The sequence below is a fragment of the uncultured Chryseobacterium sp. genome (genome assembly GCF_913776365.1).
Lineage (GTDB): Bacteria > Bacteroidota > Bacteroidia > Flavobacteriales > Weeksellaceae > Chryseobacterium.
Map to the genome: position 1 here is coordinate 1 of NZ_CAJYMO010000226.1, position 25325 is coordinate 25325.

General features: G+C 42.3%; 20 protein-coding genes. 3 read left to right on the forward strand and 17 right to left on the reverse strand.

Annotated features, from left to right (window positions below):
- On the forward strand, window positions 1–502 hold a 502-nt coding region (gene rpsB / locus QZ735_RS11580; RefSeq protein WP_294248456.1), incomplete at its 5' end, for a 30S ribosomal protein S2.
- A gap of 120 nt (window positions 503–622) precedes the next feature.
- Here the strand turns inward: rpsB and QZ735_RS11585 are convergent.
- The 9 genes from QZ735_RS11585 to tsf form a co-directional block, all read right to left on the reverse strand.
- Window positions 623–1081, reverse strand: coding sequence for a DUF6759 domain-containing protein (locus QZ735_RS11585; protein ID WP_294248457.1), 459 nt, complete (start codon window positions 1079–1081; stop codon window positions 623–625).
- Between the two features lie 32 nt (window positions 1082–1113).
- Window positions 1114–1761: a DUF6759 domain-containing protein gene (locus QZ735_RS11590; RefSeq protein ID WP_294248459.1), complete on the reverse strand. Its 648-nt coding sequence runs from the start codon at window positions 1759–1761 to the stop codon at window positions 1114–1116.
- Window positions 1762–1917: 156 nt separating this feature from the next.
- Window positions 1918–2595 (reverse strand): tRNA (guanosine(46)-N7)-methyltransferase TrmB, encoded by a 678-nt coding sequence (gene trmB, locus QZ735_RS11595; RefSeq protein ID WP_294248462.1) that lies wholly within the window; start codon window positions 2593–2595, stop codon window positions 1918–1920.
- 73 nt (window positions 2596–2668) lie between these two features.
- Complete coding sequence (locus QZ735_RS11600; protein ID WP_294248465.1) at window positions 2669–3451, reverse strand: DUF6759 domain-containing protein; 783 nt, start codon at window positions 3449–3451, stop codon at window positions 2669–2671.
- A 173-nt stretch (window positions 3452–3624) separates the two neighbouring features.
- A complete protein-coding gene (locus QZ735_RS11605) occupies window positions 3625–4413 on the reverse strand; it encodes a hypothetical protein (protein WP_294248468.1) in 789 nt (262 codons plus the stop codon).
- 118 nt (window positions 4414–4531) lie between these two features.
- A complete protein-coding gene (locus QZ735_RS11610) occupies window positions 4532–7939 on the reverse strand; it encodes a T9SS type B sorting domain-containing protein (protein WP_294248471.1) in 3408 nt (1135 codons plus the stop codon).
- A 235-nt stretch (window positions 7940–8174) separates the two neighbouring features.
- Window positions 8175–11294 carry a T9SS type B sorting domain-containing protein gene (locus QZ735_RS11615; RefSeq protein ID WP_294248474.1) on the reverse strand — a complete coding sequence of 1040 codons (3120 nt, stop codon included), beginning with the start codon at window positions 11292–11294 and terminating at the stop codon, window positions 8175–8177.
- A 77-nt stretch (window positions 11295–11371) separates the two neighbouring features.
- Window positions 11372–14728, reverse strand: coding sequence for a T9SS type B sorting domain-containing protein (locus tag QZ735_RS11620; RefSeq protein WP_294248476.1), 3357 nt, complete (start codon window positions 14726–14728; stop codon window positions 11372–11374).
- A gap of 606 nt (window positions 14729–15334) precedes the next feature.
- Window positions 15335–16159, reverse strand: coding sequence for a translation elongation factor Ts (gene tsf / locus QZ735_RS11625; protein WP_294248479.1), 825 nt, complete (start codon window positions 16157–16159; stop codon window positions 15335–15337).
- Between the two features lie 144 nt (window positions 16160–16303).
- Between tsf and QZ735_RS11630 the strand changes: the two genes are divergently transcribed.
- Complete coding sequence (locus QZ735_RS11630; protein WP_294248481.1) at window positions 16304–17005, forward strand: DUF6759 domain-containing protein; 702 nt, start codon at window positions 16304–16306, stop codon at window positions 17003–17005.
- A 66-nt stretch (window positions 17006–17071) separates the two neighbouring features.
- On the opposite strand, the gene QZ735_RS11635 is transcribed toward QZ735_RS11630, so the two are convergent.
- Entirely contained in the window at window positions 17072–18028 is a 957-nt protein-coding gene (locus QZ735_RS11635) for an acetyl-CoA carboxylase carboxyltransferase subunit alpha (RefSeq protein ID WP_294248486.1), read from the reverse strand.
- Window positions 18029–18076: 48 nt separating this feature from the next.
- The gene (gltX, locus tag QZ735_RS11640) at window positions 18077–19582 is read right to left on the reverse strand and encodes a glutamate--tRNA ligase (RefSeq protein ID WP_294248489.1); all 1506 of its coding nucleotides are present in this window, start codon (window positions 19580–19582) and stop codon (window positions 18077–18079) included.
- A 121-nt stretch (window positions 19583–19703) separates the two neighbouring features.
- Here gltX and QZ735_RS11645 point away from each other — a divergent pair, with 121 nt between their 5' ends.
- Window positions 19704–20048, forward strand: a complete 345-nt coding sequence (locus QZ735_RS11645; protein WP_294248492.1) for a phosphomannose isomerase type II C-terminal cupin domain — start codon at window positions 19704–19706, stop codon at window positions 20046–20048.
- Between the two features lie 16 nt (window positions 20049–20064).
- Here QZ735_RS11645 and QZ735_RS11650 read toward each other — a convergent pair whose 3' ends face one another.
- The 6 genes from QZ735_RS11650 to QZ735_RS11675 form a co-directional block, all read right to left on the reverse strand.
- Entirely contained in the window at window positions 20065–21039 is a 975-nt protein-coding gene (locus tag QZ735_RS11650; RefSeq protein WP_294248494.1) for a glycosyltransferase, read from the reverse strand.
- Between the two features lie 21 nt (window positions 21040–21060).
- Window positions 21061–22086, reverse strand: a complete 1026-nt coding sequence (locus QZ735_RS11655) for a hypothetical protein (RefSeq protein ID WP_294248496.1) — start codon at window positions 22084–22086, stop codon at window positions 21061–21063.
- Window positions 22083–23051 carry a glycosyltransferase family 2 protein gene (locus QZ735_RS11660; RefSeq protein ID WP_294248498.1) on the reverse strand — a complete coding sequence of 323 codons (969 nt, stop codon included), beginning with the start codon at window positions 23049–23051 and terminating at the stop codon, window positions 22083–22085. Before QZ735_RS11660 ends, QZ735_RS11655 begins: the two co-directional genes overlap by 4 nt.
- The gene (locus QZ735_RS11665) at window positions 23048–24031 is read right to left on the reverse strand and encodes a hypothetical protein (RefSeq protein ID WP_294248501.1); all 984 of its coding nucleotides are present in this window, start codon (window positions 24029–24031) and stop codon (window positions 23048–23050) included. The genes QZ735_RS11660 and QZ735_RS11665 overlap by 4 nt, the downstream gene beginning before the upstream one ends.
- A gap of 4 nt (window positions 24032–24035) precedes the next feature.
- Entirely contained in the window at window positions 24036–24800 is a 765-nt protein-coding gene (locus tag QZ735_RS11670; RefSeq protein WP_294248504.1) for a glycosyltransferase family 2 protein, read from the reverse strand.
- A gap of 21 nt (window positions 24801–24821) precedes the next feature.
- The coding region (locus QZ735_RS11675) for a polysaccharide deacetylase family protein (protein ID WP_294248506.1) at window positions 24822–25325 on the reverse strand (504 nt) is incomplete at its 5' end.

Consider the following 25325-nt stretch of genomic DNA (forward strand, 5'->3'; position numbering starts at 1 on the left):
GAATATGCCTTATATCACAGAAAGATGGCCTGGAGGAATGTTAACGAACTTCGTTACCATCAGAAAGGCTGTTAAAAAGATGAACTCTATCGACAAAATGAAAAAAGACGGTACGTTCGAAACTTTATCTAAAAAAGAAAGATTACAGGTAGACAGACAGAGAGCCAACCTGGAGAAGAACTTAGGTTCTATCGCAGACATGGTTCGTCTTCCTTCTGCAATCTTCGTGGTAGATATCATGAGAGAACATATTGCCGTAACGGAAGCTAAGAAATTAGGAATTCCTGTTTTCGGTATTGTTGATACCAACTCTGACCCAAGAAAAGTAGACTTCGTAATCCCAGGAAACGATGATGCTTCTAAATCTATTGATATGATCTTAAACATCGTTTCAGATTCTATCAAAGAAGGGCAGTCTCAGAGAAAAGCTGACAAAGAAAAATCAAAAGAAGAAGGAGAAGTAGTATCTGCTGATAAAGATGCTGATTTCGACGCTGAATAATTGACGATTTCTTTACTCGATAAGAAAACCGCTGAATTCTAATTCAGCGGTTTTTGTTTTGTCCGCAGTTGATATTGTAGGTAATTGACGCTTTGTTCAGTCCGGAAAAGACCTTCCTGTTTAATTGGAAACGGACAGCCGCTGCGGACCCGCAATAAACCGCGCTTTCTGATAAACCGCGTCACACACCATTCCGGAAAGGTTATAATTCTGGTTGTTGGGAACCATGACAGCCCCTATTTTACCGGCTCCTATCGGTACTTTCTTGAAATAATTGTTTCCACTGATGGTAAGCACCATATTGCAGCGGGATTTATTTTCCACGGTAACGGATGTTTTCCCCTGATCCGTGGATCCGCCATTCAGGATGTCCGTCAGTACAGCAGCCGTTTCAGATTTATAGGTTTTTATCAGCGCCTGGTACTCAGTTTCTGTCTGCAGGGCAGGGCTTGACGGGCTTCCTGTCCTGGAAACCGGTGCGGCAGGCCTTCTTACCGGAGGATGTGAAACCCGGTGTGTACTTTCACAGCTTCCCATAAAGAGGGAAAGGAGAATCGAAGCGTAACAAAATATTTTCATAATCTCTTTTTATGACTATAAATGTAACGCTTTTACTTCTTTTCAGGAAGACTTTTGTTTCCCGCCGGCACCGGATTATTAATCGTTAGAATAAGACTTTTGCTGATTTCCTTTTTTGAAGTGTACATCACATCGCAGACATTGCTGGTAAGGGTATACGTGCCCTTATTGATGACCATAAAGTTTTCATTCTTTGCCGGGACTGCCAGGTTGTAAAAGTCCTTTCCCTGAATCCTGACGATCATATTGCAGTCCGACTGGTTTTTGAACAGCAGGATAACTTCTTTGCTGCTGATATCTTCGTTGAACATTGCATTAAGCAGTTTTACCGTCTTTTCAGAGTGCTGTGCGGAAGTAGAAGCAATCAGCCTTTTGAACTCTTCGGCTTCAGCTGAGTTGGAATTCTTCAGGAGATGACCGGGAATTTCGGAAATGACGGGCCGGGCTTCCATCGGATGTGCCGTTTTGCTGCCTTTTGTCCATTCGGCATTTTTAAGGGCGATCAGCTTAGGCTTCAGAACCGCCTTTCTGGGATCATCAGGATGGCAGGTTTTCAGAAATTCCTCAATCTCCTTGATATTTTTACTTTCCAGGATATTCCGGGAGCTGATTTCAGGAGATGCAGTACGGCATGCAGCCATTAACATGCATGACAGCATCACAAAGGTAATTTTTTTCATAGATTTTGTGTTTATTTATGACAATAGTGGGATGTAATAAACTACAGCCCGGAATATCATCAGATTAATAAAAAGTTTACCTGTAAATTACCTGTGTTTGAAAATGCGTCAATGTGTTCGAAATAATTGTGTTTTTCATCATAGATTGTTTAGTGTTTAATGAATTCTGAATTTAATATAGGTAATGGTTTTCCCTTTTGCGGAAAACAATTCTTCATAATAAGTCCGGATGTCTCTCAGGTGAGGCGTATCTGGATTGTATTCCACCGCGCCGTAAATATCATGGTGCGCTGTGATGATTTCATAACCTGCTCCCTGAAGGTAGCCCAGTGTATACCCGTGAAGAAATTCGGAGTCGGTTTTTAGGTGGATGATTCCGCCGGGCTTCAGGAACTTTTTATAACGGGCCAGGAAATCCGGGTGGGTAAGCCTGTGCTTGGTGCGCTTGTATTTAATCTGCGGATCCGGGAAAGTAATCCATATTTCATCCACCTCATTTTCTCCGAAGAAATAATCCACCAGTTCAATCTGTGTCCTCAGGAAAGCCACATTCTGCATGTTATTTTCTACTGCTTCCTTGGCACCGAACCAGAACCTCGCTCCTTTCACATCAATGCCGATAAAGTTCTTTTCCGTAAAAGTTTTGGCCAGCCCTACCGAATATTCTCCTTTTCCACAACCCAGCTCCAGGACGATAGGATGGTCATTCCTGAAAAAATCAGATCTCCATTTTCCTTTGAGATGAAAGCCGTTCAGTGCTTCTTCACGTGTCGGCTGAATAACATTCGGTAATATTTTGTTTTCTGCGAATCTTGCTAATTTATTTTTACCCATGGGACATTACTAAAATCCTGTAAAAATAATGAAAATTCCATAGATACGCCGGTTTATTTACTGTACGCCGGTCTTATTTCTTAGACGAGCTTCCCAGGGCAACCATCAATGGTTTCTGTATGGTTTTCTGTGAGGCATACTGTGCACCACAGACGATACCGGTAAAGAGGTAATCCCCTTTCTGCACCACAATGGAATTGTCTCCATGGGCAGGAACCGGAAGGCGGTATTTCGTTGTCCCGATTCCTTCCATCCGGATGATGATATTGCAGTCGGATTTATTCTCGATCATCACAATACATTCCGTGGCATTCGGGTCATTATCAAACAGGGAATTGAGGATTTTGACGGTTTTATTCTTATGTTCTACCGGGTTTTCGGCCATCAGCATGTTGAATTCCGTGGCCTCCGTATCCGGAATGGCCGCCGTTTTTGAGTTGGAGGCCGCCGCTGCGATATATACATTCTGCGGATTACTGGGTGTATAGACCACTGCCGACTGGCCTACCTGCAGCTCTTTCTGGTATTTGGCAATTTGTTTCTGTTTGATGATGGCATTCATTTCATCAAAAGATATTTTTGTAGACGGACGCCTCTTCAGCATGGCAAGCCAGTCCTGCATCTGCTTTACCTTACTATCTCCTGGCTTGGCATTTTTAATGTAGTCTTTCATCATTTCCATGACCCTGGGTTTCAGGACAGACCTTCTCGGATCATCAGGATGCGCATCTCTTAGAAATGCATTGATTTCATATATGCTTTTGCTTTTCAGAATGCTGCTGTAATCCTTGCCCCTGGACTGGGCTGAAAAATTTACAAAAAGAAAGGCACTGAACAGGAGGAATAACTTTTTCATGCATTAAAATTTAACTTAAACGATTTCTCAACTTCTGCATAGGACCTGTATATCAGATACCGCTGTGATCATAGACCGAAATACAAGCCGGGATAAAATTACTATAATTTCCATAAAAACAAAAAAATGTACAGCAATTCATGCTGTACATGGTATGTTGCGTGTGGCTGATTTTATTTCAGGATCTCCTGAAGATGGGAATTCCTGAGTCTCCGCTGGTAGATCGGCAGGTATTTTTCGATCGGGATCTTGATGGCTTCAAAATTCCCGGCCAGTACATAAGGTTCTATGTTTTCCGAAGAATAAACAAACTGCAGGAAATTATCAATGAGGTTTTCAGGGATTCTGAACCTTGTGAAGTAATCTTTTCCCAGGTAATTCCTGATCTGTGCTACCGAGCTGTTCATTCTTTCATAAGCAATGTACCGTTGCTTTTTCTTTCTTTCCCCGGAGAGGATGTCATAAATGCTTTCAAGGCTGAAAGTAAGGCCGCCGTCCCGAAGCCCCGCTACCGGAAGCTGCGGCGGCGTTCCGTCTCCTTTTGGCTCAGGCAAACCGATTACTTTCTTTATAGCCAGTCCCTTATCCTCCTTCCGGAGCGCATTTACATCATACCGGAGGTTCCCGGTAGGCTTGAACCGGTTTATGACCACCTCCTGAATATCATAATAAGCAATTTTCAGCTCCATCAGATTCTTCTGCTCCATCATCTGGGGGGTCAGCCTAACATCTTTCCTTTCGGTAACGATAGAGGTAAAACGCACCATATCTCCTGCACTGGCCGGCAGCTTGAAGTCACCGTTGTAATCACTGAGAACTGTCTTCTGGGTTGTCAGGTTGGTAACATATACCTGGTTCAGGTAAAGGATGGAGTTGTCTCTTAAAAAAACTTCTCCGGAATAGAATTGGGCATTGATTTTTGCAAGAAAAACCAGCAGCAACAGGGTAAATAGCTTCTTCATATAATGAAAACAAAATTACGCAGAATTGCATCAACTCAGAGCTGTTTTATAAATGCACGCAGGTTAAAATTATATTAAACTTTAGTTTAAAATTGTTAATGAATGTTATAAGGATAGCCTAATAATTTTTTACCAGCAGCCAGCTGGAATATTTCACGGTAGTGCTTCCGCCGAACTCCGTCCAGCTAATGAAATACCAGTACGTTGCCGTATTGGTGTGCCTGCCGCCTACCAGTCCGTCCCAGATAAAACGGTTGGTAGGGTTACCCCTGAAAATCTCGGCACCGTAACGGTCGAAAATCCTGAACTCGATGTTTTTATTATCCATCAGGGAAGAGTAGTCAATGATGTCATTATACCCATCCAGATTGGGAGTAATGGTATTGATCAGATTGATGATGGTAAAGGTTCTTGTAACTTCGTCGCATCTTTTGGAATCGCGCACATGGACGGTATGGTTGCCCTTCGGTACATTGGTAAATACATTGGAAATCTGCCAGTTCATACCGTCAATTGAATATTCATAAGGCGGGTTTCCTCCGCTTACGCCTATGGTTACCGTATTGTCGGTAATTTCGATCAGGGTGATTACCGGCAGTACGGACGTTGTTACCGTTACGGGCTGCCTGTAAGTACAGCCATCGAATGTCAGGTCTACCCAATAATTTCCTGCGGTTACGTTGGTGATGGAAGGGGTAGTGGCCCCAGTACTCCAGAGGTAGCTGTCGAATCCGGGACCGGCATTTAATACAGTTCCCGTATTCGGGCAGATGATCTGATCGGTCAGGACTGTGGAGTGCTTGGGTATTTTTAGGGTGACGGTGAGGGATGCAATATTGGGGCAGGCTCCTGCTTTTTCAAAACGGATGTAGATGGTCTGTGTTCCTGAGAGGTCGGCCGGATTGGCAATCTGTCCCGTTGCATTCTGTGCATTTGCAAGGCTGGAATAGAAAGTGGCCGTTACCAGGGGGTCAGTCGTATACTGGCTGACAAACGACATCAGGTCTGTCGATTTGATTCCGTCCAGATCATTATCGCATAAGGTTACCGTATAAACTGTTCTGAGCAGCGGAACCTGAGGGCCGAAGGTAAATACAATGGGCTTGATTACCGGCGGGCATCCGTCGGGAGATTCCACGCGGATGTAAATAGTAGTCGTTGCGGTATAGGACCAGCTGTTCGGAAGGGTATTGGCGCTTCCGCTGTTGGCATCATTGATATTGCCGTAATATTTTACGCTGGTGAAATAAGCTGCATTAGCCAGCACCAGCGGAGTAATGGAAGACAGGGTTACGGTAATGATGCCGTCAAAATTGTCATCGCAAAGTGATACGGTATAGTTGTTTGCCACATTGGCAAAAGGATATACGTTCAGGGTAATCTGGGCGATGCTTTTACATCCCAGCGTATTTTTTATCACTGCATAGACTATGGTTCCGTTTGGTGCAGAATAGGTAGCAGGTGCAGTAATCATGGTTCCCGCTGTTTCGTTCTGTGCGGTTTGCAGGGAAGGATAATAGGTGATGATGACCGGAGTGCTGGAGGTAACGTTTGCTGTGGTCAGGTTAAAAATCCCTTGTCCGGAACCGGTATCGCAACTGCTGAGTACGGCATTGTTCACTGTCAGCGACTGGATATTAACAGTGACTGTCACGGTTTCACAATCCGGGAAGTCAGGATGGTTTCCGCAGAAAGTATATGTGAAAGTATCTGTTCCGGGTGTTCCCGGATTGGTTACTGTATAGGTAATGATGCCTGTTGCAGGGTTTACGGAAACCGTTCCTGAAGCAGGCGGTGTAAGGACAGCTACGGTTGAAGGCACGGGAACCTGGCTGGAAGAGGAAAATGCCGGGGTAATGGTCTTTGTGGTGCAGACATCATAGGACTGGCTGGTGAACTTCGTACAATTAAGAACTTTGAATTGGGCCGTTACCAAAGGGGCGCAGCTTCCCATTGTGACAGAACAGGTATAATATCCCGGCTGTGAAGGAGTAACCGACGAACCCGTAGCACCCGGAATCAGTGTCCCGTTGACGTACCATTGATAGGTGTCATAAATAACAGGATCAACGGTAAGTATGATCCCGGGAATGCAGTCGCCTCCTGATTTTAAAATTACAGGCTGTGTGGGGAAACCTGCAAAAAATCCGCCGTAGCCTACTGCGTCACTTCCGGCATTGATGCCTGCCATAATAGCATTGGAAGAAACAACGGTAATGGTTCCTGTGGTATTGGGTATCCCGTAAGTCACCCAGTTGGTTGTTCCCGTCATATCAAAAGGCCCCGTAGCGGCAGGCGGCACTGCTCCGTTTACGGTAACAACGGCCCCTCTTTCCGTAATCAGGTTCAGTTTGGTAGGAATGTTAAGGATCCCGTTCGGATTGCCCATGGAATAGACAAAGTTTTCGTCAATGAAGCCCAGTTCATTGATCTGCTTGGGAAGGTAACAGTTCAGTGCCGGAATAAAATTAAATCCGCCGGTAGCTACTTCATTTCCGGCAGCATTGGAATTCCCGGCCAGCACCTGATAGATATAGGCATTTTTTGTTGTTCTGATATACAGATTATAATGTCCGTTGCTTCCCTGAAGCTGATACTTGGTACCGGGAATCATAAAGTATTCACCAGTATTCAGGGTAGCGATGGAAGCCGTCTCACCGTTTACACGTACTTCCGTATTGTTCTCGGTAGCAATGACAAGGGCTCCTTCCATATTGGAAGTAATGCTTCCGTTCCCTTTTACCAGGGCAAATTCATTGCCCAGCCGGTCTGCCGGGACGGCCTGGTCCATCAGGATATCCGAGCTGTTGGGGTGATTCCCTGCATACTGACCGTTAAAATTTCCATTGGTAACGTTAACAGGTTTATTGGATGCAATTTTGGCTCCGATAAATCCATCGGAATTGGCAGTATTGAGGCCGTTGCCATCAATGATATACGATTGCCCTTTGTTCAGGGTAAATGTCATTGCGGGTGTGGTGGTTCCTGTAGTGCCGTTGGAGAACTGTACGGAAGGCTTATACCCGGAAACGGTTACTGTGGTGTTGTCTTCTGTAGCGAGGACGCTCGCCATAAAATTAAGAATATTGCTGTTTACCGTGATGGGGGCATTGGCAGCATAGAAAAGTTTGCCGGTTGAGGGAATCCCTTTTGAAGTAATAATTTCGGCGTGATTGTATACCGAGAATCTCAGATTGGCATAAAACGGAAATTCAGCTTTTACATACAATCCTTTTGTAGTTGGCGTAAAAAGATCGGATTGCTGTGTCGTAATGATATAGTCCCGGAGAATATCCACTTTCTGTGGATTTCCTTTGCTGATGTTTACCGTTGCAATAAGCACATTGTTGTTATAAATACTCACCGGGAAAGAAGTGGTGCGGTTGGTAGACAAATAGAGTTTCTGGTAAGGATTGGGGTTCCCCGTACGGTCTATCATGGGGGCAAACCAATGTTCCCTGTCCAGTTGTGCAAATACAGAACTGAAGAAATAAAAGATAAGGAGAAAAGAGAGAATTTTATTCATTCAGAGGTGGTAATTATTACAAATTTAATAATAAAAACTGTTTTCGAATTAAAAAATATATAAAAATAACGGTTTGGAAAAGCGATTTTGATGCTATTGTCATCAGAAAATTGAAGAGGTGTACTGGAGCTACGGGAATTCTGCTATACACTTACTTTTTTTCTCTTCTCCATCCTGTACTTTCAATAAAAAACCACAATGCAGGGCACTGTGGTTTTTAGATGATTGAATGATCTTAGTTGATATTTTTTACCAGAATCCATCCGGTATATTTTACCGGGGTTTTTTCTTTGTTCGGTTCATTCCAGTTGATGTGGTACCAATAGGTTCCGGTAGGGAGTTTCTTTTCATAATGTTTTCCGTCCCATTTATAATTATTGAATGTATTACCGGTAAATATTTTATTTCCGTAGCGGTCATAAATCACAAAGCTCAGGTTGTCTTTATAGGCCAGTTCGCTGTAATCAATGGCGTCATTCTTATTGTCTCCGTTAGGAGTGATGGCATTCAGCAGGTTCGGTACCGTGATTTCTACAGATACAGGCTCACAGTTATAGGCATCTTTTACATAAAACACATGCTGCCCTCTGGAGAGTCCGGTAAATACATTGGAATCCTGCCAGTTGGTCGGTGCATCCACCGCATACTGATAAGGGGACTTGCCTCCGGATACATGAACGGTAACGGTGTTATTGGAAATTTCAAGTTCTGTAATCACCGGGTTCTGTGCTTTCTTTACACTTACCAACTGTTTTACGAAGCAGCCGTTATCCTCCAGCAATACCCAGTAATCGCCTACGGTAGCACCGGACAAAACCTGTGTCGTAGCACCTGTGCTCCATTCGTAAGATTGGTATCCGGGACCGGCATCAAGATTTACCCTGTCATTGATACAGATGGTTTTATCCGTGAGCACAGCAGATCTTTTCGGAGGAATGACATTCAGGATTACTTTGGCAATCGCATAACACTGGAAGCTGTTGAAAACCCGTACATACACTGCACCGTTTCCTGAAATGTAGGTGTCGGGAACCAGAATTTCATTGGTGTTATTGCTGGCGTCCACAAAAGTCGGATAATATTTTTTGGTAATAGGGTTTTCAGAGGAAACATTGGCGATCGTCAGGTCGAACTTGGCTTTTGTTTCATCTGCTGTAAGGAAGCATTCGCTTAAAGTAGCCTCATTAACGACAGGTGAAGGGTTGAATTCCAGTGTAATTTTTGCTGATCCTACACAGCCTTCATCGGTTGTTACTTTTACATAAACTGTTCCCTGTGAAGAAAGGTAGTTGGTAGGGGTGCTGATTTCATTCACGGATGCGTTCAGGTCATTCATGGTAAGATAAAATTTCTTCACCACATTGGTCAGCAGCGTTACATTGGCTGTAGTGAGGTCAAAAAATGCTTTTCCGTTATACTGGCATCCTTTTATGGTGGCATCCGTCAATATGAAAGGAACGACGTTCAGATTAAGGGTAACTTTTTCACAGTCTATGAATTCAGTGCCGTTTCCGCAGAACTGATAAACGATGGTATCAGGACCTACATATCCGGTAGTCGGAATATAGGTGATCTGGCCGGTAGCAGCGTTCAGGGTAGCCGTACCATGAGTAGGATACGTAAGAATGGTTACTGTACTTGGTACCGGAGTCTGGGTGGTGCTGAAAGAGAATGCCGGAGAAATTACTTTTGTAGCACAGGAACTCAGATTTGCCGTTGTATTCCTGATGCATGAATAGACTTTATAAATAGGGGTGGTCTGTGCAATACAGGCTCCCATGGTAACTTTTACCGTATAGTTTCCGGCCTGCGTAGGGGTATGGGTATTCTGAGTAGCGCCTGCAATGGCATTACCGTTTACAAACCACTGATAGGTTTCATAGCTATCATCTACTTCCAGAACAATCCCGGGTACACATTCACCTGTTTTCTTGGCAATAACGGGGATTGAAGAGAAGCCGGCAAAGTAGCCTCCATATCCAACGGCACCGCTCCCTCCCGCAATTCCTGCAGTTACGGCTTTAGTTGAAGTTACTGTAACATTTCCTGTCAATCCGGCAATAGAATAGGAAACCCATTCTGAAGTTCCCTGAACAGGATACGGGCCTTCTACCGCTGACGGAGTTACATTGTTTACCGTAACAGCAGCACCAGCTTCAGTAAGGATGTTAAGTTTAATATCATTTAAGCTTCCGTTCAGGTTATTGATTGCTGAAATTTCTTCAATTTTTCTTGGAAGGAAACAATTCAGCGGGGGGATATAGTTGTATCCAAGTGTTGCAATACTGGTTGCCAGGCCAGCCAGCAACTGATAAACATATACATTTTTACTGGTTTTGATATACATGTTATAATGTCCATTTCCCTGATCAATATAGTTTACATTATTTGCAGGGACTCCCGGATTCGGGCCATTCACCCTGTAAAATTGTCCTTCATTGAGGGTAGCCACTACAGGACCGCCATTAACACGTATTTCGGTATTGTTTTCCGTAGCAATAATTAAAGCATCTTCCATTTTTGCTTCAACATTTCCATTTCCTTTTACCAGTACAAATTCATTTCCGAGCCTGTCTACAGGAACAGGTTGATCCATAATAATATCTGAGCTCAGACTAACAGCCCCCCAGGAAAACTGACCGTTGAAATTTCCGTTGGTTACAGATACCGGTTTGGTAGCTTCTATTTTAGCCCCTATAAAACCTGTCTGATTCCCTGCTACCGTGCCTTGTCCTTCAATAATATAAGATTGCCCTTTTTGAAGGGTAAAAGTTAAAGTTGAAGGAGTAGGTGCTGGTTGTCCGGAAAATACAACTGATGGGGAATATCCTGAAACGGTAACCGATGTATTGTTTTCTGTAGCCATAATGCCCGTTGTAAAATTATACAGGGAATTGCCAGCTTCTGTAATCGGTGCAGCAGCAGCGTAAAATTTAGTTCCGATACCGCCTTTTCCTTTAGAAGTCACAATTTCACCATGACTGGTAATTGAAAACCTAAGATTGGCATAGTAAGACTTAGGACCTTTGGTATAGATCCCTCTGTTGATAGGCTTAAATAGTTGGGAAGAATTAGTCTCTATCAGGCTTGATGTTGCTGGTATGGTATTATTTAGCAAATTAAAGACAGCAGGTTGACCTTTAGCAATATTAACGGTACCTATAACAACATTATTATTGTATATTTCTACCTGAAAAACAGTGGGGGAATCAGTAGAAAAATAAATCTCTTGAGCTTGGGAGCTCATCATGGCACGTGACATCATAGGTGCAAACCAATGTTCTGAGTCCCTTTGGGCAAACAAGACATTACCTGTAAGAAAAAGCAATACTAAACTTAGTAGAAATCTTTTCATGTGAATGGAATTAGGATTTCTACAAATTTAATATAATATTTGAAATACTGTTAATTAATGTTAATGAAAATTACATTTTATTCACGATTTTTAATTAAAATCCATCCGGAATACGAAATCGGCAATTTGGTATCGGGCTCCGTCCATTTTAGTAAATACCAGTAGGTTCCGGTTGGTAATGGCTTTTCATTGACCTTTCCGTTCCAGATATAATTTTTATTTTCTGACCGGTATACCATAAATCCGTAACGGTCTGCCACTTCTATGGAGACATTTTCTTTGATCCTGAGCTCGGAATAGTTCAGAACATCATTGTAGCCGTCGCCGTTCGGGGTAATGGCGTTGATCAGGTTCAGTACCAGAAACTCCCTGATTACCGGCGTACACCGGTCTGCCCCAAGAACATATACGGTATGCGGACCCCTCAAAAGATTCTGGAAGATATTGGAAGACTGGTAATCAATTCCGTTCAGCGAATACTGGTACGGCGCATTGCCTCCGGTAACTGAAACGGTAGCCGTAGCACCTGAAACCTCAACTTTGGCAATCACCGGTAACGCAACGATACTTATCTTTACATATTGCCGGTACACACAGCCGTTGAACCCAAGGTCTACCCAATAGTCTCCGGCTCCTGCAGTAATGGTTTGTGACGTTGCCCCGGTGTTCCATGTGTAGGAGGTAAATCCTGTCCCTGCATCCAGTGTCGCTTTTTCATTGCTGCATACCGTCTGGTCTTTCAGCTGGACTGATTTTTTCGGGGATTTGATGCTGATTTTCAGCATTCCCGTATTGGCACACTCAGAAGTACTGATGAACCGGATATAAAAAGTTCCGGATGAAGTTATTGTCTGAACCGGTGAAAGCGCATTGCTTCCGTTTTGGGCATCTGCTAAACTGGCATGAAAAGATAATACCGCGGCAGCATTAGCCGTAAACAGGGTTTTATAAGTATTCAGGTTCACATCCTCGGCCCCGCTGAGGTCATTGTCGCAGACTTCCTGTACGGCACTGGTTGTCAGTAGGGTAATTCTGTTGCCTATCTTAAAATTAATCTGTCCGAATGCCGGCGGACAGCTGCCTGAAACAGCGTCCACCCTTACGTAAACGGTGGTATTGGCCGTGTAGGTCCAGTTGGCGGGCAGGATATTGCCGTTGCCGGCATTGGCATCCGTCTGTAGCAAATAGTACCTGGTATTGAAATTTGCAGAATTTGTTACAATCACCGGAGTAATTGCCGGAAAACTCACATTTATGATACCGTCGAAATTATCGTCGCAAAGGGTGGCATTATAGTTATTTGTATTCACATTCGGGGATGGAAGTACGGTCAGTATAATCTGAGCCGTTTTCTTACAGCCGTATGGGGATGTTACTTCGGCATAAATACTGCCTGCAGGTCCGGTATAGGCCGCAGGATTCGCAATAGAGGTTCCTGCAAGCGATGGGCTGGTAAAATACTGTACCGTAGTTCCTGTGTCCGGAGTGACGGCAGCAGAAGTAAGATTGAAGCTTCCGTTTCCATTGCCGTCCGCACAGGATGTCATAGAAGCATCGGTTGTCTGAAGAACATCAATATTGAGAATGATTTTGAAATATTCAAAGTCTGCCGGGCTGCCGCTTCCCTGGACATAGTAGACAAACGTATCCGTAGTATCTGCCGTGAGGCCTGCGTTCGGGGTATAGGTAATCTGCCCCGTTGCCGGATTCACCGTGGCTGAGCCTGAAGCCGGAGCTGAGACAATGCTGGTGACTGCAGGGGAAATTGCCTGTGTGGAGCTGGTAAATACAGGCGAAATGACTTTGGTATTGCAGGATCCTATCGTAAAGGTTGTAGTGGTTATCGGCGGGCACAACGTGTATAAGTAGTTGTTGGCAGTAACAAATCCGCAGTTGTTTTTAGTCACCAGGCAGGTATAATTGCCAGGGCCGTAAACCTCAGGATTAATAGAGTAGGAGGTGGCTCCCGGAATCGGATTTCCGTTTAAAGACCATTGGTAAGTATCATAGGTATTATCGACCTGAAGCACAATCCCGGCATAACAGTCTCCTGTTTTCGAAATAACGGGAACCGATGAAAAGCCGGCAAAATATCCTCCGAAACCTACAGCGCCGCTGCCTGCCGCAATCCCTGCCGTAACGGATTTGGTAGAATTTACGGCAATGGTTCCTGAGACATTCAGGACGGAGTACGTTACCCAGTTCGGGTTTCCTGTTACGGAATAGGGACCGTTGGCGGCGGGAATCGGGTTTCCGTTTAAGGTTACCGTTGCACCGGTCTGGGTAATGATATTCAGACGGGTATTGTAGGAAGCATTTCCAATCTTGTTGATAAATCCGATCTCATCTACCTTGTTCGGCATGAAACAGCTTAAGGGCGGTATAAAGTTCATCCCGCCGGCTGCATACTCATTGACACCGGCGCTTCCCGTAGTACCGGCCAGCAGCTGGTACACATAAATATTTTTATTGGCAGAAATCCCCATATTGTAATTTCCTCCGCCCTGGTTGATGTAATTGGTGCTCGGAACCATATAATGCTGGCCTGCATTCAGGGTGATGGTGGAAGCCCCTCCGTTAAAGGAAATCTGGGTATTGTTTTCTGTAGCAATGATCAGGGCTGTTTCCATTTCATAAACAATATTCCCGTTTCCTTTTACCAAGGCAAAATCCTTTCCCAGCCTGTCTACCGGTACACCCTGGTCCATCAGGATGTCGTTGTTGGTATAATTGAGGTTCGTGTAGATTCCGTTAAAATTTCCGTTGGTTACCGAAATGGGCTTGGTTGCCACGATCTTGGCTCCCACGAGACCTTCCAGGTTAGATGCGGAATCGGTACTGATGGCATCCATAATATAGGATTGGCCTCTGTTCAGCGTGAAAGTCCGGGTGGGTGAAGAGATGCCATCGGAGAAAACAACGGTAGGGTCGTAACCGGAAACAACTACAGTGGTATTATCTTCGGTGGCCGTAATACCAATCATGGAATTAACATAGGTATTCGGGCCGGTAACCGGTACAGTACCTGCATAAAAGGTTGTACCGAGGCCGGCCAGTCCTTTGGAAGTAATGATTTCTGCATGGTTGGGAACGGAAAAACGGTAATTGGCAAAAAACTTCTTACTGCCTTTTACAAACATACCCATGGTATTGGGAGTGAAAAGATCGCCCTGCTGGTCTGTGATCATGAAATTATTTGGGATACTGACCTGCACCGGGTTTCCCTTGCTTACCTGGACCGTATTGAAGAGACTGTTTCCACTGAAAATCTGTACCGTAAAAGGTGTGCTTTCATCTGTGGAAAGATAGAGATATCCCTGCAGGCCCGCAAGACCGGTTCTTGCAGCCATCGGTGCAAACCAGTGATCGGTATCCAGTTGGGCTGTTACCGATAAACACAAGAAGGTAAAGACAGCTAGTAAAAGTTTTTTCATATTCCTCAATAACTGCAGCAAATGTAAATATTAAAAGCTTACATAGGATATAAATAACATTGATAATTTATATAATAAGTTATATTGTTGAATTTTTAATATTTTTTTAATATTTAAGTCAATCTGTACTTAGGAGAAAAATACAAATTCCGGTGAGAGATACGTTGGGATTATGATGGGTACAGATAAAATGTATACTATTCCCTGTTTTTAATCAGGATCCTTCCGGAATAGGAAACAGGCAACCGGGTATCAGGCTCCGTCCATTTCAGGACATATGTTGAAAGATACTGGCACCGTTCCGGAGTTGCTTTGATCGTGGAGTCAGGCTTTATGGTAAACCAATGTTCTGTATCAGGTTGTGGGCATTAACAATTGAATAAAAGAGGTGAGATCAGCAGCAGGAATTTTTTTCATGGCCATCGATGAAGGGCTGCAAATGTAAGTAGTAGAGCTGCTCCTAGCAAGGTTTCCCTTCAGACTGACTTAAATTTAGGTTATTGGAATATTTAATAATAGGTTAATGTATAGCGGGATCAATAGCCGCCAGAAAAGAAAATTCCCGGTGATCAAATCACCGGGAACCATTTTTTTAACCTGAAAAGATTATAAGCTTACTCTTACGAATCCTGTTACTTTCAGGTCTCCGTTTACAGACTTCACATAATCGGCAACAGACATGCTGCTGTCTTTGATGAAATCCTGGTGTACCAGAGTGTTGTCTTTGTAGAATCTCTGCATCTTCCCTTTAAGGATGTTATCAATGATGTTGGCAGGCTTACCTTCTTCAGTAAGTTTATGTCTTTCGATCTCCAGCTCTTTATCAATGGTTTCCTGAGAAACTCTTGTTTCGTCAAGAGCAATCGGGTTCATTGCAGCGGCCTGCATAGAAACAGACTTAGCAACCTCGTCAGCTCCGTCTACCTTGGCAGAAAGTGAAGTGATCGCAGCGATTTTGTTTCCGGCGTGGATGTAAGCTCCCAGGAAAGGACCTTCGATTCTTTCGAATGCACCGATCTCGATTTTTTCACCGATTACTCCGGTCTGCTCAATTAATTTTTCAGCAACGGTAAGTCCGTGGAAGTCCGTAGCCAACAGTTCTTCTTTTGTAGCTGCGAAGATGGCCATCTCAGCCAGTTCGTAAGCCAATTCTATGAACGCTTCGTTTTTAGCAACGAAATCGGTCTCACAGTTCAAAGAAATTACAACACCTAATGTATTGTCTTCGTTTACTCTCGCGATTACCGCTCCTTCAGAAGAATCTCTGTCTGCTCTGTTAGCCGCAACTTTCTGTCCTTTTTTTCTAAGGATATCTACTGCTTTTTCGAAATCTCCTTCAGCTTCCACTAAAGCTTTTTTGCAGTCCATCATCCCTGCACCTGTCTGGTTTCTCAATTTTGCTACGTCCGCAGCAGCTGGTGTATAAGACATAATATCTATTATTTTTATATGTAACGGTTAGTATTAATTTTTAGCTTAATTTTAAAGCAGTGCAAAGATAATGATTTTAATGACAAACTAAAAGATGACTTTCTGCGTTATTTATATATTTAATAGTTTTTAAATGTTTCCTTCATGAAAAGAATATTTCTCCTTATATTTTTATGCCTGTTTACCTTAGGTTTTTCCCAGAAAAAGAAAAAAGCAAAATCCAAGGCCATCGTAGAAAAAGAAACCGCCATCATCTATACGGAAAGCGATGCCGAGTCTACCGCGGAAGCCCGCATCGTTGCCGGATTCCTGAAACAGAATCCCGGACATGCCAAAACCGATTATTTCAAACGCAAGCTGATGCAGATCATCATGGCGAACAATTCCCCGGAAGCCAAACCCACCATCAAAACCCTGAGTGAAGATAAAGTGAAGCAGATGATCCTGGACAATAACAGCCTCAACAATTCCAAGACCCTGGCTTCCAATGCAGGAACAGCGGCTCCTGAAAGAACGGTAAATTATGCAGCCGTAGGCAGCAGCAGCAAAAAAGCAGGGCCCAGTGAACAGAACAAAAGAACAGCCGCCATGCTGACCCACCTTTTCAATAATGATCCGATGGACAAAGAAGCCTATATCAATATCAGAAACCGGTCGAAATGCAACCTGATCGTAAAGATCAACGGTAAGAAATACTACAACCTGGATGTGCCGGCCAACGGCCAGAATTTCCTGCTGGTAGAAAAAGGGGAGTACATCCTGACCACCATGGTCTGCGATGCCAAATACTCTTCCCTGAAAAAAATCACCAAGGATATCGAGATCGAGCTCAACCTGAGTGAATAGCATAGCATATCACTGTAACCTAAAAAAAAACCCGGTTAAGATTTTCTTAACCGGGTTTTTTATTTTTTATCCTTTAAACTGTCCCATGGCAATGAACTTGTCCTGCCTTTGGGTTTCCAGCTCTTTCCCTGTAAATTTAGAGAATGCTTTGATGTTATGCAGAATCGAGGTTTTAAGGTTCTGGTAAGTGGCCTGCGGATCATAATGGGCACCTCCCAGCGGTTCTTCCACAATCCCGTCGATGAACTTTTCTCTTAATGCATCTTTCGGGGTAAGGTTCAGTGCATTGGCGGCATCTTCCTTATGGTCCCAGTTCCTCCAGAGGATAGAGGAGCAGCTTTCCGGAGCAATTACCGTGTACCAGGTATTTTCCAGCATGTACACTTTATTTCCGACACCGATTCCCAGGGCACCGCCGCTGGCTCCTTCACCGATGATGTAGGTGAAGATCGGAGTCTTCAGCATCGTCATTTCAAAAATATTCCTGGCAATGGCTTCTCCCTGTCCGCGCTCTTCCGCTTCCAGTCCCGGATAGGCCCCCGGTGTATCAACGAGGGTAATGACCGGAACCCTGAATTTTTCGGCAAGCTTCATCAGCCTCAGCGCTTTTCTGTATCCTTCAGGATTCGGCATCCCGAACCTCCTGTGTTGTCTTTCTTTGGTGGTACGTCCTTTCTGGGTACCAATGATCATTACTTTCTGGCCGTCTAGGGTAGCCAGTCCGCCGATCATGGCAGGATCATCGGCAAAGTTTCTGTCGCCGTGAAGTTCCAGGAAACTTCCTTTGTCTACCATACCGTTGATGTAATCAAGGGTATAAGGACGGTCCGGATGGCGGGACAGCTGTACTCTCTGCCAAGGGGTAAGGTTGGAGTAGATCTCTTTTTTCTTTTCCGCAATCTTATCCTCAATCTGGCTGCATGCTAATTTTACATCAACACCACTTTCTTCTCCTACTAAAGAACAAGTCTGAAGTTGGTCTACCAATTCTTTGATAGGAAGTTCGAAACTTAAATATTCCATTTCTTGAAGTAAATTAAATCTTTCAAATGTATGAAAAATTATGAAAATCTATTGAATATTATTGACTGCATTGTTGATTCTGGAGATACTTTCCTCTTTTCCAAGCAGTTCCAGGATGTCCGGTACATCCGGCCCTTTCAGTTCTCCTACCAGTGCAAGGCGAAGCGGCATCATGACTTTACCCATTCCCAGGCCTTTGCTTTCTGCGATATGATGAACAGCCTGTTTCAGGGCTTCAGCCGTAAACTCCGTATTTTCCAATACTGAAGCAAGATCCGCCATAATTGCTGAAGTCTCATCATTCCATGCTTTTTTCAGGGCTTTTTCATCATAGGAAACCGGGGCTTCAAAGAAGAATCTTCCGTTTTCATAAATATCTTTCGGAAAAGTAGCTCTTTCTTTCATCAGATGGATCACCTTCAGTAATTTTTCATCGGAAAGCGACAGGCCTGATTCTGAGCTTTTTAAAATCTGAAGCAGGTCTTGATCAGATTTCTGCTGAATATATTGATGGTTGAACCATTCCGCTTTTTCTTTGCTGAACCTTGCGCCGGCCTTGTGAACTTTATTCAGGTCGAATTCCTGAGCCATTTCTTCCAGTGAAAGGATTTCCCTGTCGTCTGCAGGAGACCATCCGAGAAGCGCTACCATATTGATGAATGCTTCAGGAAGATAACCGCTTTCCCTGTATCCTTTGGAGACATTCCCCGTAGCAGGATCTGTAAAGTCCAGCGGGAACACCGGGAACCCGAACTTGTCGCCGTCTCTTTTACTTAATTTTCCTTTTCCTTCCGGTTTCAGGATCAGTGAAAGGTGGGCAAACTGTGGGGCTTTCCAGTCCATGGCTTCGTACAGTAACGTATGCAGTCCCAAAGATGGCAGCCATTCTTCACCACGGATCACATGGGAGATTTCCATTTCATGGTCATCGATGATATTGGCGAAATGGTAAGTCGGCATTCCGTCGTTTTTTACAAGTACCTTGTCATCCAGCGTATTGGTATTTACGGAAAATCTGCCGCGGATGATGTCTTCAAGGTTCAGTGTCCTGTCTACCGGCATTTTAAACCTCACCACATATGGTGTTTTCTCATCGAGTAAAAGTTTTACTTCTTCTTCAGAAAGGGTAAGGCTGTTTTTTAACTGATTACGGGTTCTGTTATCATAAGAGAAAACTTCCCCTCTGGCTTCATATTCGCCGCGGATGGCATCCAGTTCTTCAGCAGTATCGAAAGCAATATAGGCATAGTCCGTTTTCAGGATATGTCCGGTATACCGGTCATAGATGTCACGTCTTTCGGACTGGCGGTACGGTGCAAATTTCCCACCTTTCTTCGGGCTTTCATCGGCGATAATTCCGCACCATTCCAGAGCTTCCTCAATGTAGTCTTCTGCTCCTTCCACATAACGGGCCGTATCGGTATCTTCAATCCTCAATACAAACTCGCCGCCCTGGTTTTTGGCAAAAAGATAATCATATAATGCGGTTCTTACGCCTCCCAGATGCAAAGGTCCGGTAGGACTTGGAGCAAAACGTACTCTTACTTTCTCCATATCAATTAAAATTTTGTGCAAATTTAGGTAAAATTATATGTTTTAGGAATGATTAATGTCCGGGTTTGTTGGCTTTCTTGATCTGAATTTTTACATTTGTATAAATATTAAACCTGAGATCATGTTAGAAATTGGCGAAAGACCGTGGGGCACCTATTACGTATTGGCCGATGAACCCAATTATAAACTCAAAAAGATTGTGGTACATCCGGGTCAGAAGCTCTCCTATCAGTATCATCATAAGAGACAGGAGCAATGGACCATCATTGAAGGGGATGCCACAGTTGTGCTGGACGATAAAGAAATCAATCTGAAATATGGTGAAAGCATTTTCATTCCTCTGGGATCAAAGCACAGAATGATGAATCTTTCTGCAAAGCCCGTGGTTTTTATCGAGGTCCAGACCGGAACTTATTTCGGGGAAGATGATATTGTGAGGATTGAGGATGAATACGAGAGGGAGTAAATGACCTTTCTGACCTCTAATTTTTCAGCTGTCTTTTATTAAGTATTTTATCTGCAGTAGATAAAATTTTGTATTTTACAGGATGTCTGGATTTCATCATAGCAATATTGGTATTCAACCGCTGTAGAAAACCATTTTTTATGCGGTTAAATGCTTTTTCACTTATTTTCTCTTTGTAAATTGGCATATACTTATTATACCAGATAATTTGTGATTTTATTCTTCGTTTTAGGGTCTTAAAATCATTAACCGAATTATCTGCATTCCATTTAAAATAATCCAGTATTTCCTGATAATCAAATTTATCGTGATGATAAGCAATGCCTCCTACTTGTTGTGAAGAATGGATTCTGTAATTAATTAGTTTTTCACCGATAAAGGCAATTTCATCATTGCTGGCAGCCACCAGTGCAATATATTCGTCATGATGAAATCCCTTGATTTCAGGGATAGGAAGTATGAAATCTTTTATCGACTTCCTGAATGCCATGCTTGCACCAGTTGCGAAATTTCCTTTTTGAATAAGAAAGTCAAAAAGTGAAAAATTTGAAGTTTCATTGGTAAACTGCAGAAAAACATCCCATGTTACGAAATGATTCTCAAGAAATCTTGATTCATTATCTATAGCATGCCCATTGGTACATATCACATTTATATTTCTATGATGATTGAAAAAATTTAAAATGGTCTCCACTTTATCTTTATACCAGTAATCATCCTGATCAGCAAGGAAAATAATATCGCCGGTACAGAGGGATATGGCTTTTTCAAAATTTTTGACACTTTTTAGCGTCGTGTCATTTCTGAAAATTTTAAATACTTCAGGATATGTTTCCAGATAATTATCTAATATGGATAAAGTAGCATCTGTAGATCTGTCATCGCAGACTACGATTTCATGAACAGCAATTGTCTGATCTAAAATGGAATTAATCTGCTCTTCCAAAAATTTTTCACCATTATAAGTGCATAGTGCTACTGAAATTGTCATTTTCTAAATAATAAATTGTAATTAAACGGAAACTTCTAAAATCTGATAAATCCAGTTGGTAAAACTGTATTTCTCCATTATAGTATCATCAATTTTCCTGTACGGCGTTGAAATAAACTCCTTCAGATCTTCCAGTTTTCTATCCCCAAGCACAAAAATATTATTCTCATCGTAAAAATCATAATTTTTAACTTCAGAGTTATTTGTAATTAATTTTTTTTTCAGTCCGATCGATTCAAAGACACGGAACGACAGACCATTATGAACATTATTTACAAGATCCAGAATGGCTGTTGATTTTTTAATCGTGTCATAGTTTTCCTGAAAGTTAAGGGCTTTTCCAATATGATGAATTCCTGACTGTGGATTTTCCCGGATATACCTGCGTGAACTTCCCATTACGTTAATACTGGTTTTAAAATTGTTCTCTTTCAGATATAAAGAAATTTCTTTTAATTTCGGCATCCTGTTGTCAATATGGCTTCCAATAAAAAATACATCATTTTCCGAAACTGTATCGCAAGTAAGATCATAATCAAAATAGAAATTATTGATAAGTTTAAATTTACTGTTATAGCTTAGATCCTTTTTATCAAATACAAAGAAGTGATCAAAGTATTTTACCTTACTTTTAATATCAGGGTATCTATCAAGACCATCCCATTGATAAGCAATCATTTTTTTTGTTGATTGTTTAATCTTTTCAATTACATCATCATGCAGAAGATCTGGGCGTAACAGCAGTGCATAATCTGTTTTATCAGAAATCGTGGAAAGTATCTTATGATGAATAATCCTGTGGCTTTGCATTCTATTATGCTCAAGTACTCTTTTCTTGTAAGAACGGTCTTTTTTAAATATTTTACAGAGAGTATGCTTTATCCTATCTGAAAATGTAAGGCTTTTATAATCGTCAGAATAGGGTAAAAGATGAACCTGCATGCCTAAAAATTCCAGATTTTTCTTAAATGATTCAGGAAGTCCGAAATCGTTGGGAATAACGATAATAATGGATTTATTTTTTAAGAAAATATTTTCAGAACTCATTGTATTTTTCTTTTTTTACTAAAATAGTCTGCAAGAGTAAGAATAAAAAACCTTACCGGAAATTTATTCTTCATTTTTTTCCTGTGAAAATGAAATAGTTCTTTACATTGCTGAATAATTTCTTCTGAAATATCAGTGTGGATGTTTTCTGGTCGGGAAATAAGTTCCAGGTGCTTCTGATAACTTTCGCTCAGCCGCTTGAGAAATTTTTTGTACTGGGAAAATGTTTTTTGTCCGGAAAAAAGATCAAAGTGGCGGATGAGCTTTTTTCGCGTAGAATCTGTATTTTTATAACCTATACCCCCTACCTGCTGGTTATCGTGGACACGGTATCTGAGGAGCTGATCTTCTATGAACATAAATCCGTTTTCATGAGATGACACCAGAGCAATCCATTCATCATGATGAAAACCGCTTTTTTCAGGAATGGGAAGGATGTCCTTTCTGAGACTGCTCCTGAAAGCCATGCCTGCCCCGGTAGCAATATTTTCAATAAATGCAATGATATTAAAATAGTCCACTGTAATCCCGGCTTCCTGTAACAGTTTAGGTATGCTCCAGATTGTCAATTGATCAACCGGATTTCCATCATTATCAATGATGATCCCATTACTGCATATTGCCCTTATTAAAGGAAATTCATTAAAGTACTTAATGAATTTTTTTGTTTTTTCTTTTTCCCATATATCATCCTGGTCACAGAGGAAAATAATTTCGCCGGTACAGAGGGATATGGCTTTTTCAAAGTTTTTTACGCTTTTAAGATTTTTACCATTGATGTAAATTTTTACTGTTTCAGGATGTTTTTTCTGGTATTCCCGGAGGATAGCTTCTGTCTGATCTGTAGAACCGTCATCGCAGATAATAATCTCATTAACAGGTAAAGTCTGATCAAAAATAGAATCAAGCTGTGCTTTTAAAAAACGTTCGCCGTTATAGGTGCATAATGCTACGGAAATTTTCATGTATTCAGTTTAAAAACAGTATTTACCCAATGGTCCAGTGTATATTTCCGGTAAATGTCATCCGGAATTTTTTCGTAAGGCATTTCAAAGAAAGACCGCTCCAGATTGCTGCAGGTTTCGTTGAGTATCAGAATATTATTGGGATTGTAGAAGTCATAGCTTTTGATCAGTTCGTTATCGGTAATGATTTTCTTTTCTAATGCCATTGCTTCAAAAACCCTGAAGCTGAGGCCGTATTGCTGTTCACGGGTCAGGTCCAGGAGTACTCGGGATCTCCTGTAATATTCCGGAAGTTTTGTATGGCTTATTTTTTTGATGCTGAATACGATATGCAGGTTTTCTGGTACGGCAACAAAGAGATTTTTAAGCTGATGCTTCCATCCTTTTTTTCCGATCACCATGATGCGGAATTTCAACCGGAGCTCAAGCAGCCGCTTTGTCAGCCTCTTGATAAGGGCTATGCGCTTGTTGTCATAGGATGTGATATAAAAAAGATCGGTTTCCGGATGCTGGCTGCTGCAGGAAGTATAGGGAAGATAAATGTAATTGGTAATTTTTTCATAACCGTACTTGCTGATATCTGCGACATCGAAGGAAAATATTTTATCAAACAGGGCAAGCTTTTCTTTTTCTACCGGTACACGGTCCAGGCTGTCATAGAGGTAAGTAATGAGCCGGCCGGTATTTTTTCTGATAAATTCCAGTGTGGAAAGATCGAAAGTGTCGGGGTTCAGGATCAGAACCTGATCCTGATATCCCAAGTCCGTCAGCGAATCGGTTACGAATTTCTGTCGCTTTTCTTTTTTCAGGTTTTTGTTCAGGAAGACTTTACTTATGGCGTTGGCCGCCCGCTCACCGAATCCGGAGTGGGTAATATCACCGATTTTGATGTGGTGGGCATCGATGTTTTTCGTACGTAAGGCTTCGACAATGTATTGGTCGTATCCCCAAAAATCGAAACTGATTACACAAATTTTCATTCAGTCAGGTTTGATGTTTTTTTAATGATCGGTAGGTTTCGAAAACGCTCAGCGACTGCAGGTATGAGAGCTGGAAACCTTCTTTGCCGTCCAGGATCCCCAGGCGGAGGAGGTAAGCCTTCAGGAATTTCAATGTCGTTTTTACATATTGCATTACAAGACTGAATTTCCTGCCCTGTAAAGCCAGTTCCTGTCCTTTCAGGACTCCGTAATGAATCATTTTTTCCCTGTAAGACTCATAATCTGTAACGGAAAAATGCAGGAGTTTATTTTTCAGGCTTCCTGCGCTGCCTTTAATTTCCAGGGTTTCATGAACTTTTTTTCCTTTGATATAGCGGGCTTTCGATTTTCTGAACAGCCGGGCATTCTTATCCGTCTGCGTTCCGGAAAAGTGAATCGGCTTTCCTGCAAAATAAAATTTCCTATAGAAATAATACACATCTTTTTTCTGTGTTCCGTTGAGTACCCGGATGATTTCCCGTTTCAGGGGCGGAGTAATCCGCTCATCGCCATCCAGAAACAGGACCCAGTCATTTTTTGCTGCATCAAGGGCCAGATTTCGCTGTGTGGTAAAGTCCTCAAACTGGTGCAAGATGATTTTAACCTTCGGATGGGCCGCTGCAATTTCTACCGTCCTGTCGGTACTGAAAGAATCCACAATAATGATTTCCTCACAGAAATCGAAGCATTCCAGTACCTCCTTTATGTTTTTTTCTTCATTGTATGTTATGATTAAAGCACTTACATTGATCACAACCTTTTCTGTCATTCCAAATCAAATTTTTCTGTCCTAAAACAGTTTTAATCTTCCAAAGATAAGTTTTAATTTGAAATGAAGCATGGAATCTTTGCCCTTTATATCGATGCGGCATAATTCATAGGGGCTTTTTGAAGGGAAATAGTTGATTTTGTTGCCAATCCTTACAGCATAATCAATTCCTGACGATCTGAGTACGGAAAAGACTGCTTTTTTTTCAGGATCTTTCTTCGGGTATTTTCCATAGGGATAGGCGAGGACCCTGGAATAGGGAATATGCTCCCTGTCCAGAATCTGCCTGTTGGTGATGAGATCTTTTTCTATGAAGTCTGCAGAAACATTCCTGAAATTCTGATGTTCATGGCTGTGAAGGGCAATCTCAAAGTAGTTCCTGTCGAGATGACGGATGTCTTCAAAGGTCATCATCCGGTAATTTTTATAGCCGGCCTCGATATAGCGGGTCGGAATAAAAACAGTAGCCTTCAGATTGTATTTTTTAAGCAGGGCAGGAAGGTGCTCTCCGTTATTTTTATATCC

Excerpts from the sequence above, each read along its gene's own strand:
- QZ735_RS11585 (WP_294248457.1), bottom strand. The coding sequence starts at position 1,081 with ATGAAAATATTTTGTTACGCTTCGATTCTCCTTTCCCTCTTTATGGGA.
- QZ735_RS11590 (WP_294248459.1), bottom strand. The coding sequence starts at position 1,761 with ATGAAAAAAATTACCTTTGTGATGCTGTCATGCATGTTAATGGCTGCA.
- trmB (WP_294248462.1), bottom strand. The coding sequence starts at position 2,595 with ATGGGTAAAAATAAATTAGCAAGATTCGCAGAAAACAAAATATTACCG.
- QZ735_RS11600 (WP_294248465.1), bottom strand. The coding sequence starts at position 3,451 with ATGAAAAAGTTATTCCTCCTGTTCAGTGCCTTTCTTTTTGTAAATTTT.
- QZ735_RS11605 (WP_294248468.1), bottom strand. The coding sequence starts at position 4,413 with ATGAAGAAGCTATTTACCCTGTTGCTGCTGGTTTTTCTTGCAAAAATC.
- QZ735_RS11610 (WP_294248471.1), bottom strand. The coding sequence starts at position 7,939 with ATGAATAAAATTCTCTCTTTTCTCCTTATCTTTTATTTCTTCAGTTCT.
- QZ735_RS11615 (WP_294248474.1), bottom strand. The coding sequence starts at position 11,294 with ATGAAAAGATTTCTACTAAGTTTAGTATTGCTTTTTCTTACAGGTAAT.
- QZ735_RS11620 (WP_294248476.1), bottom strand. The coding sequence starts at position 14,728 with ATGAAAAAACTTTTACTAGCTGTCTTTACCTTCTTGTGTTTATCGGTA.
- tsf (WP_294248479.1), bottom strand. The coding sequence starts at position 16,159 with ATGTCTTATACACCAGCTGCTGCGGACGTAGCAAAATTGAGAAACCAG.
- QZ735_RS11630 (WP_294248481.1), top strand. The coding sequence starts at position 16,304 with ATGAAAAGAATATTTCTCCTTATATTTTTATGCCTGTTTACCTTAGGT.
- QZ735_RS11635 (WP_294248486.1), bottom strand. The coding sequence starts at position 18,028 with ATGGAATATTTAAGTTTCGAACTTCCTATCAAAGAATTGGTAGACCAA.
- gltX (WP_294248489.1), bottom strand. The coding sequence starts at position 19,582 with ATGGAGAAAGTAAGAGTACGTTTTGCTCCAAGTCCTACCGGACCTTTG.
- QZ735_RS11645 (WP_294248492.1), top strand. The coding sequence starts at position 19,704 with ATGTTAGAAATTGGCGAAAGACCGTGGGGCACCTATTACGTATTGGCC.
- QZ735_RS11650 (WP_294248494.1), bottom strand. The coding sequence starts at position 21,039 with ATGACAATTTCAGTAGCACTATGCACTTATAATGGTGAAAAATTTTTG.
- QZ735_RS11655 (WP_294248496.1), bottom strand. The coding sequence starts at position 22,086 with ATGAGTTCTGAAAATATTTTCTTAAAAAATAAATCCATTATTATCGTT.
- QZ735_RS11660 (WP_294248498.1), bottom strand. The coding sequence starts at position 23,051 with ATGAAAATTTCCGTAGCATTATGCACCTATAACGGCGAACGTTTTTTA.
- QZ735_RS11665 (WP_294248501.1), bottom strand. The coding sequence starts at position 24,031 with ATGAAAATTTGTGTAATCAGTTTCGATTTTTGGGGATACGACCAATAC.
- QZ735_RS11670 (WP_294248504.1), bottom strand. The coding sequence starts at position 24,800 with ATGACAGAAAAGGTTGTGATCAATGTAAGTGCTTTAATCATAACATAC.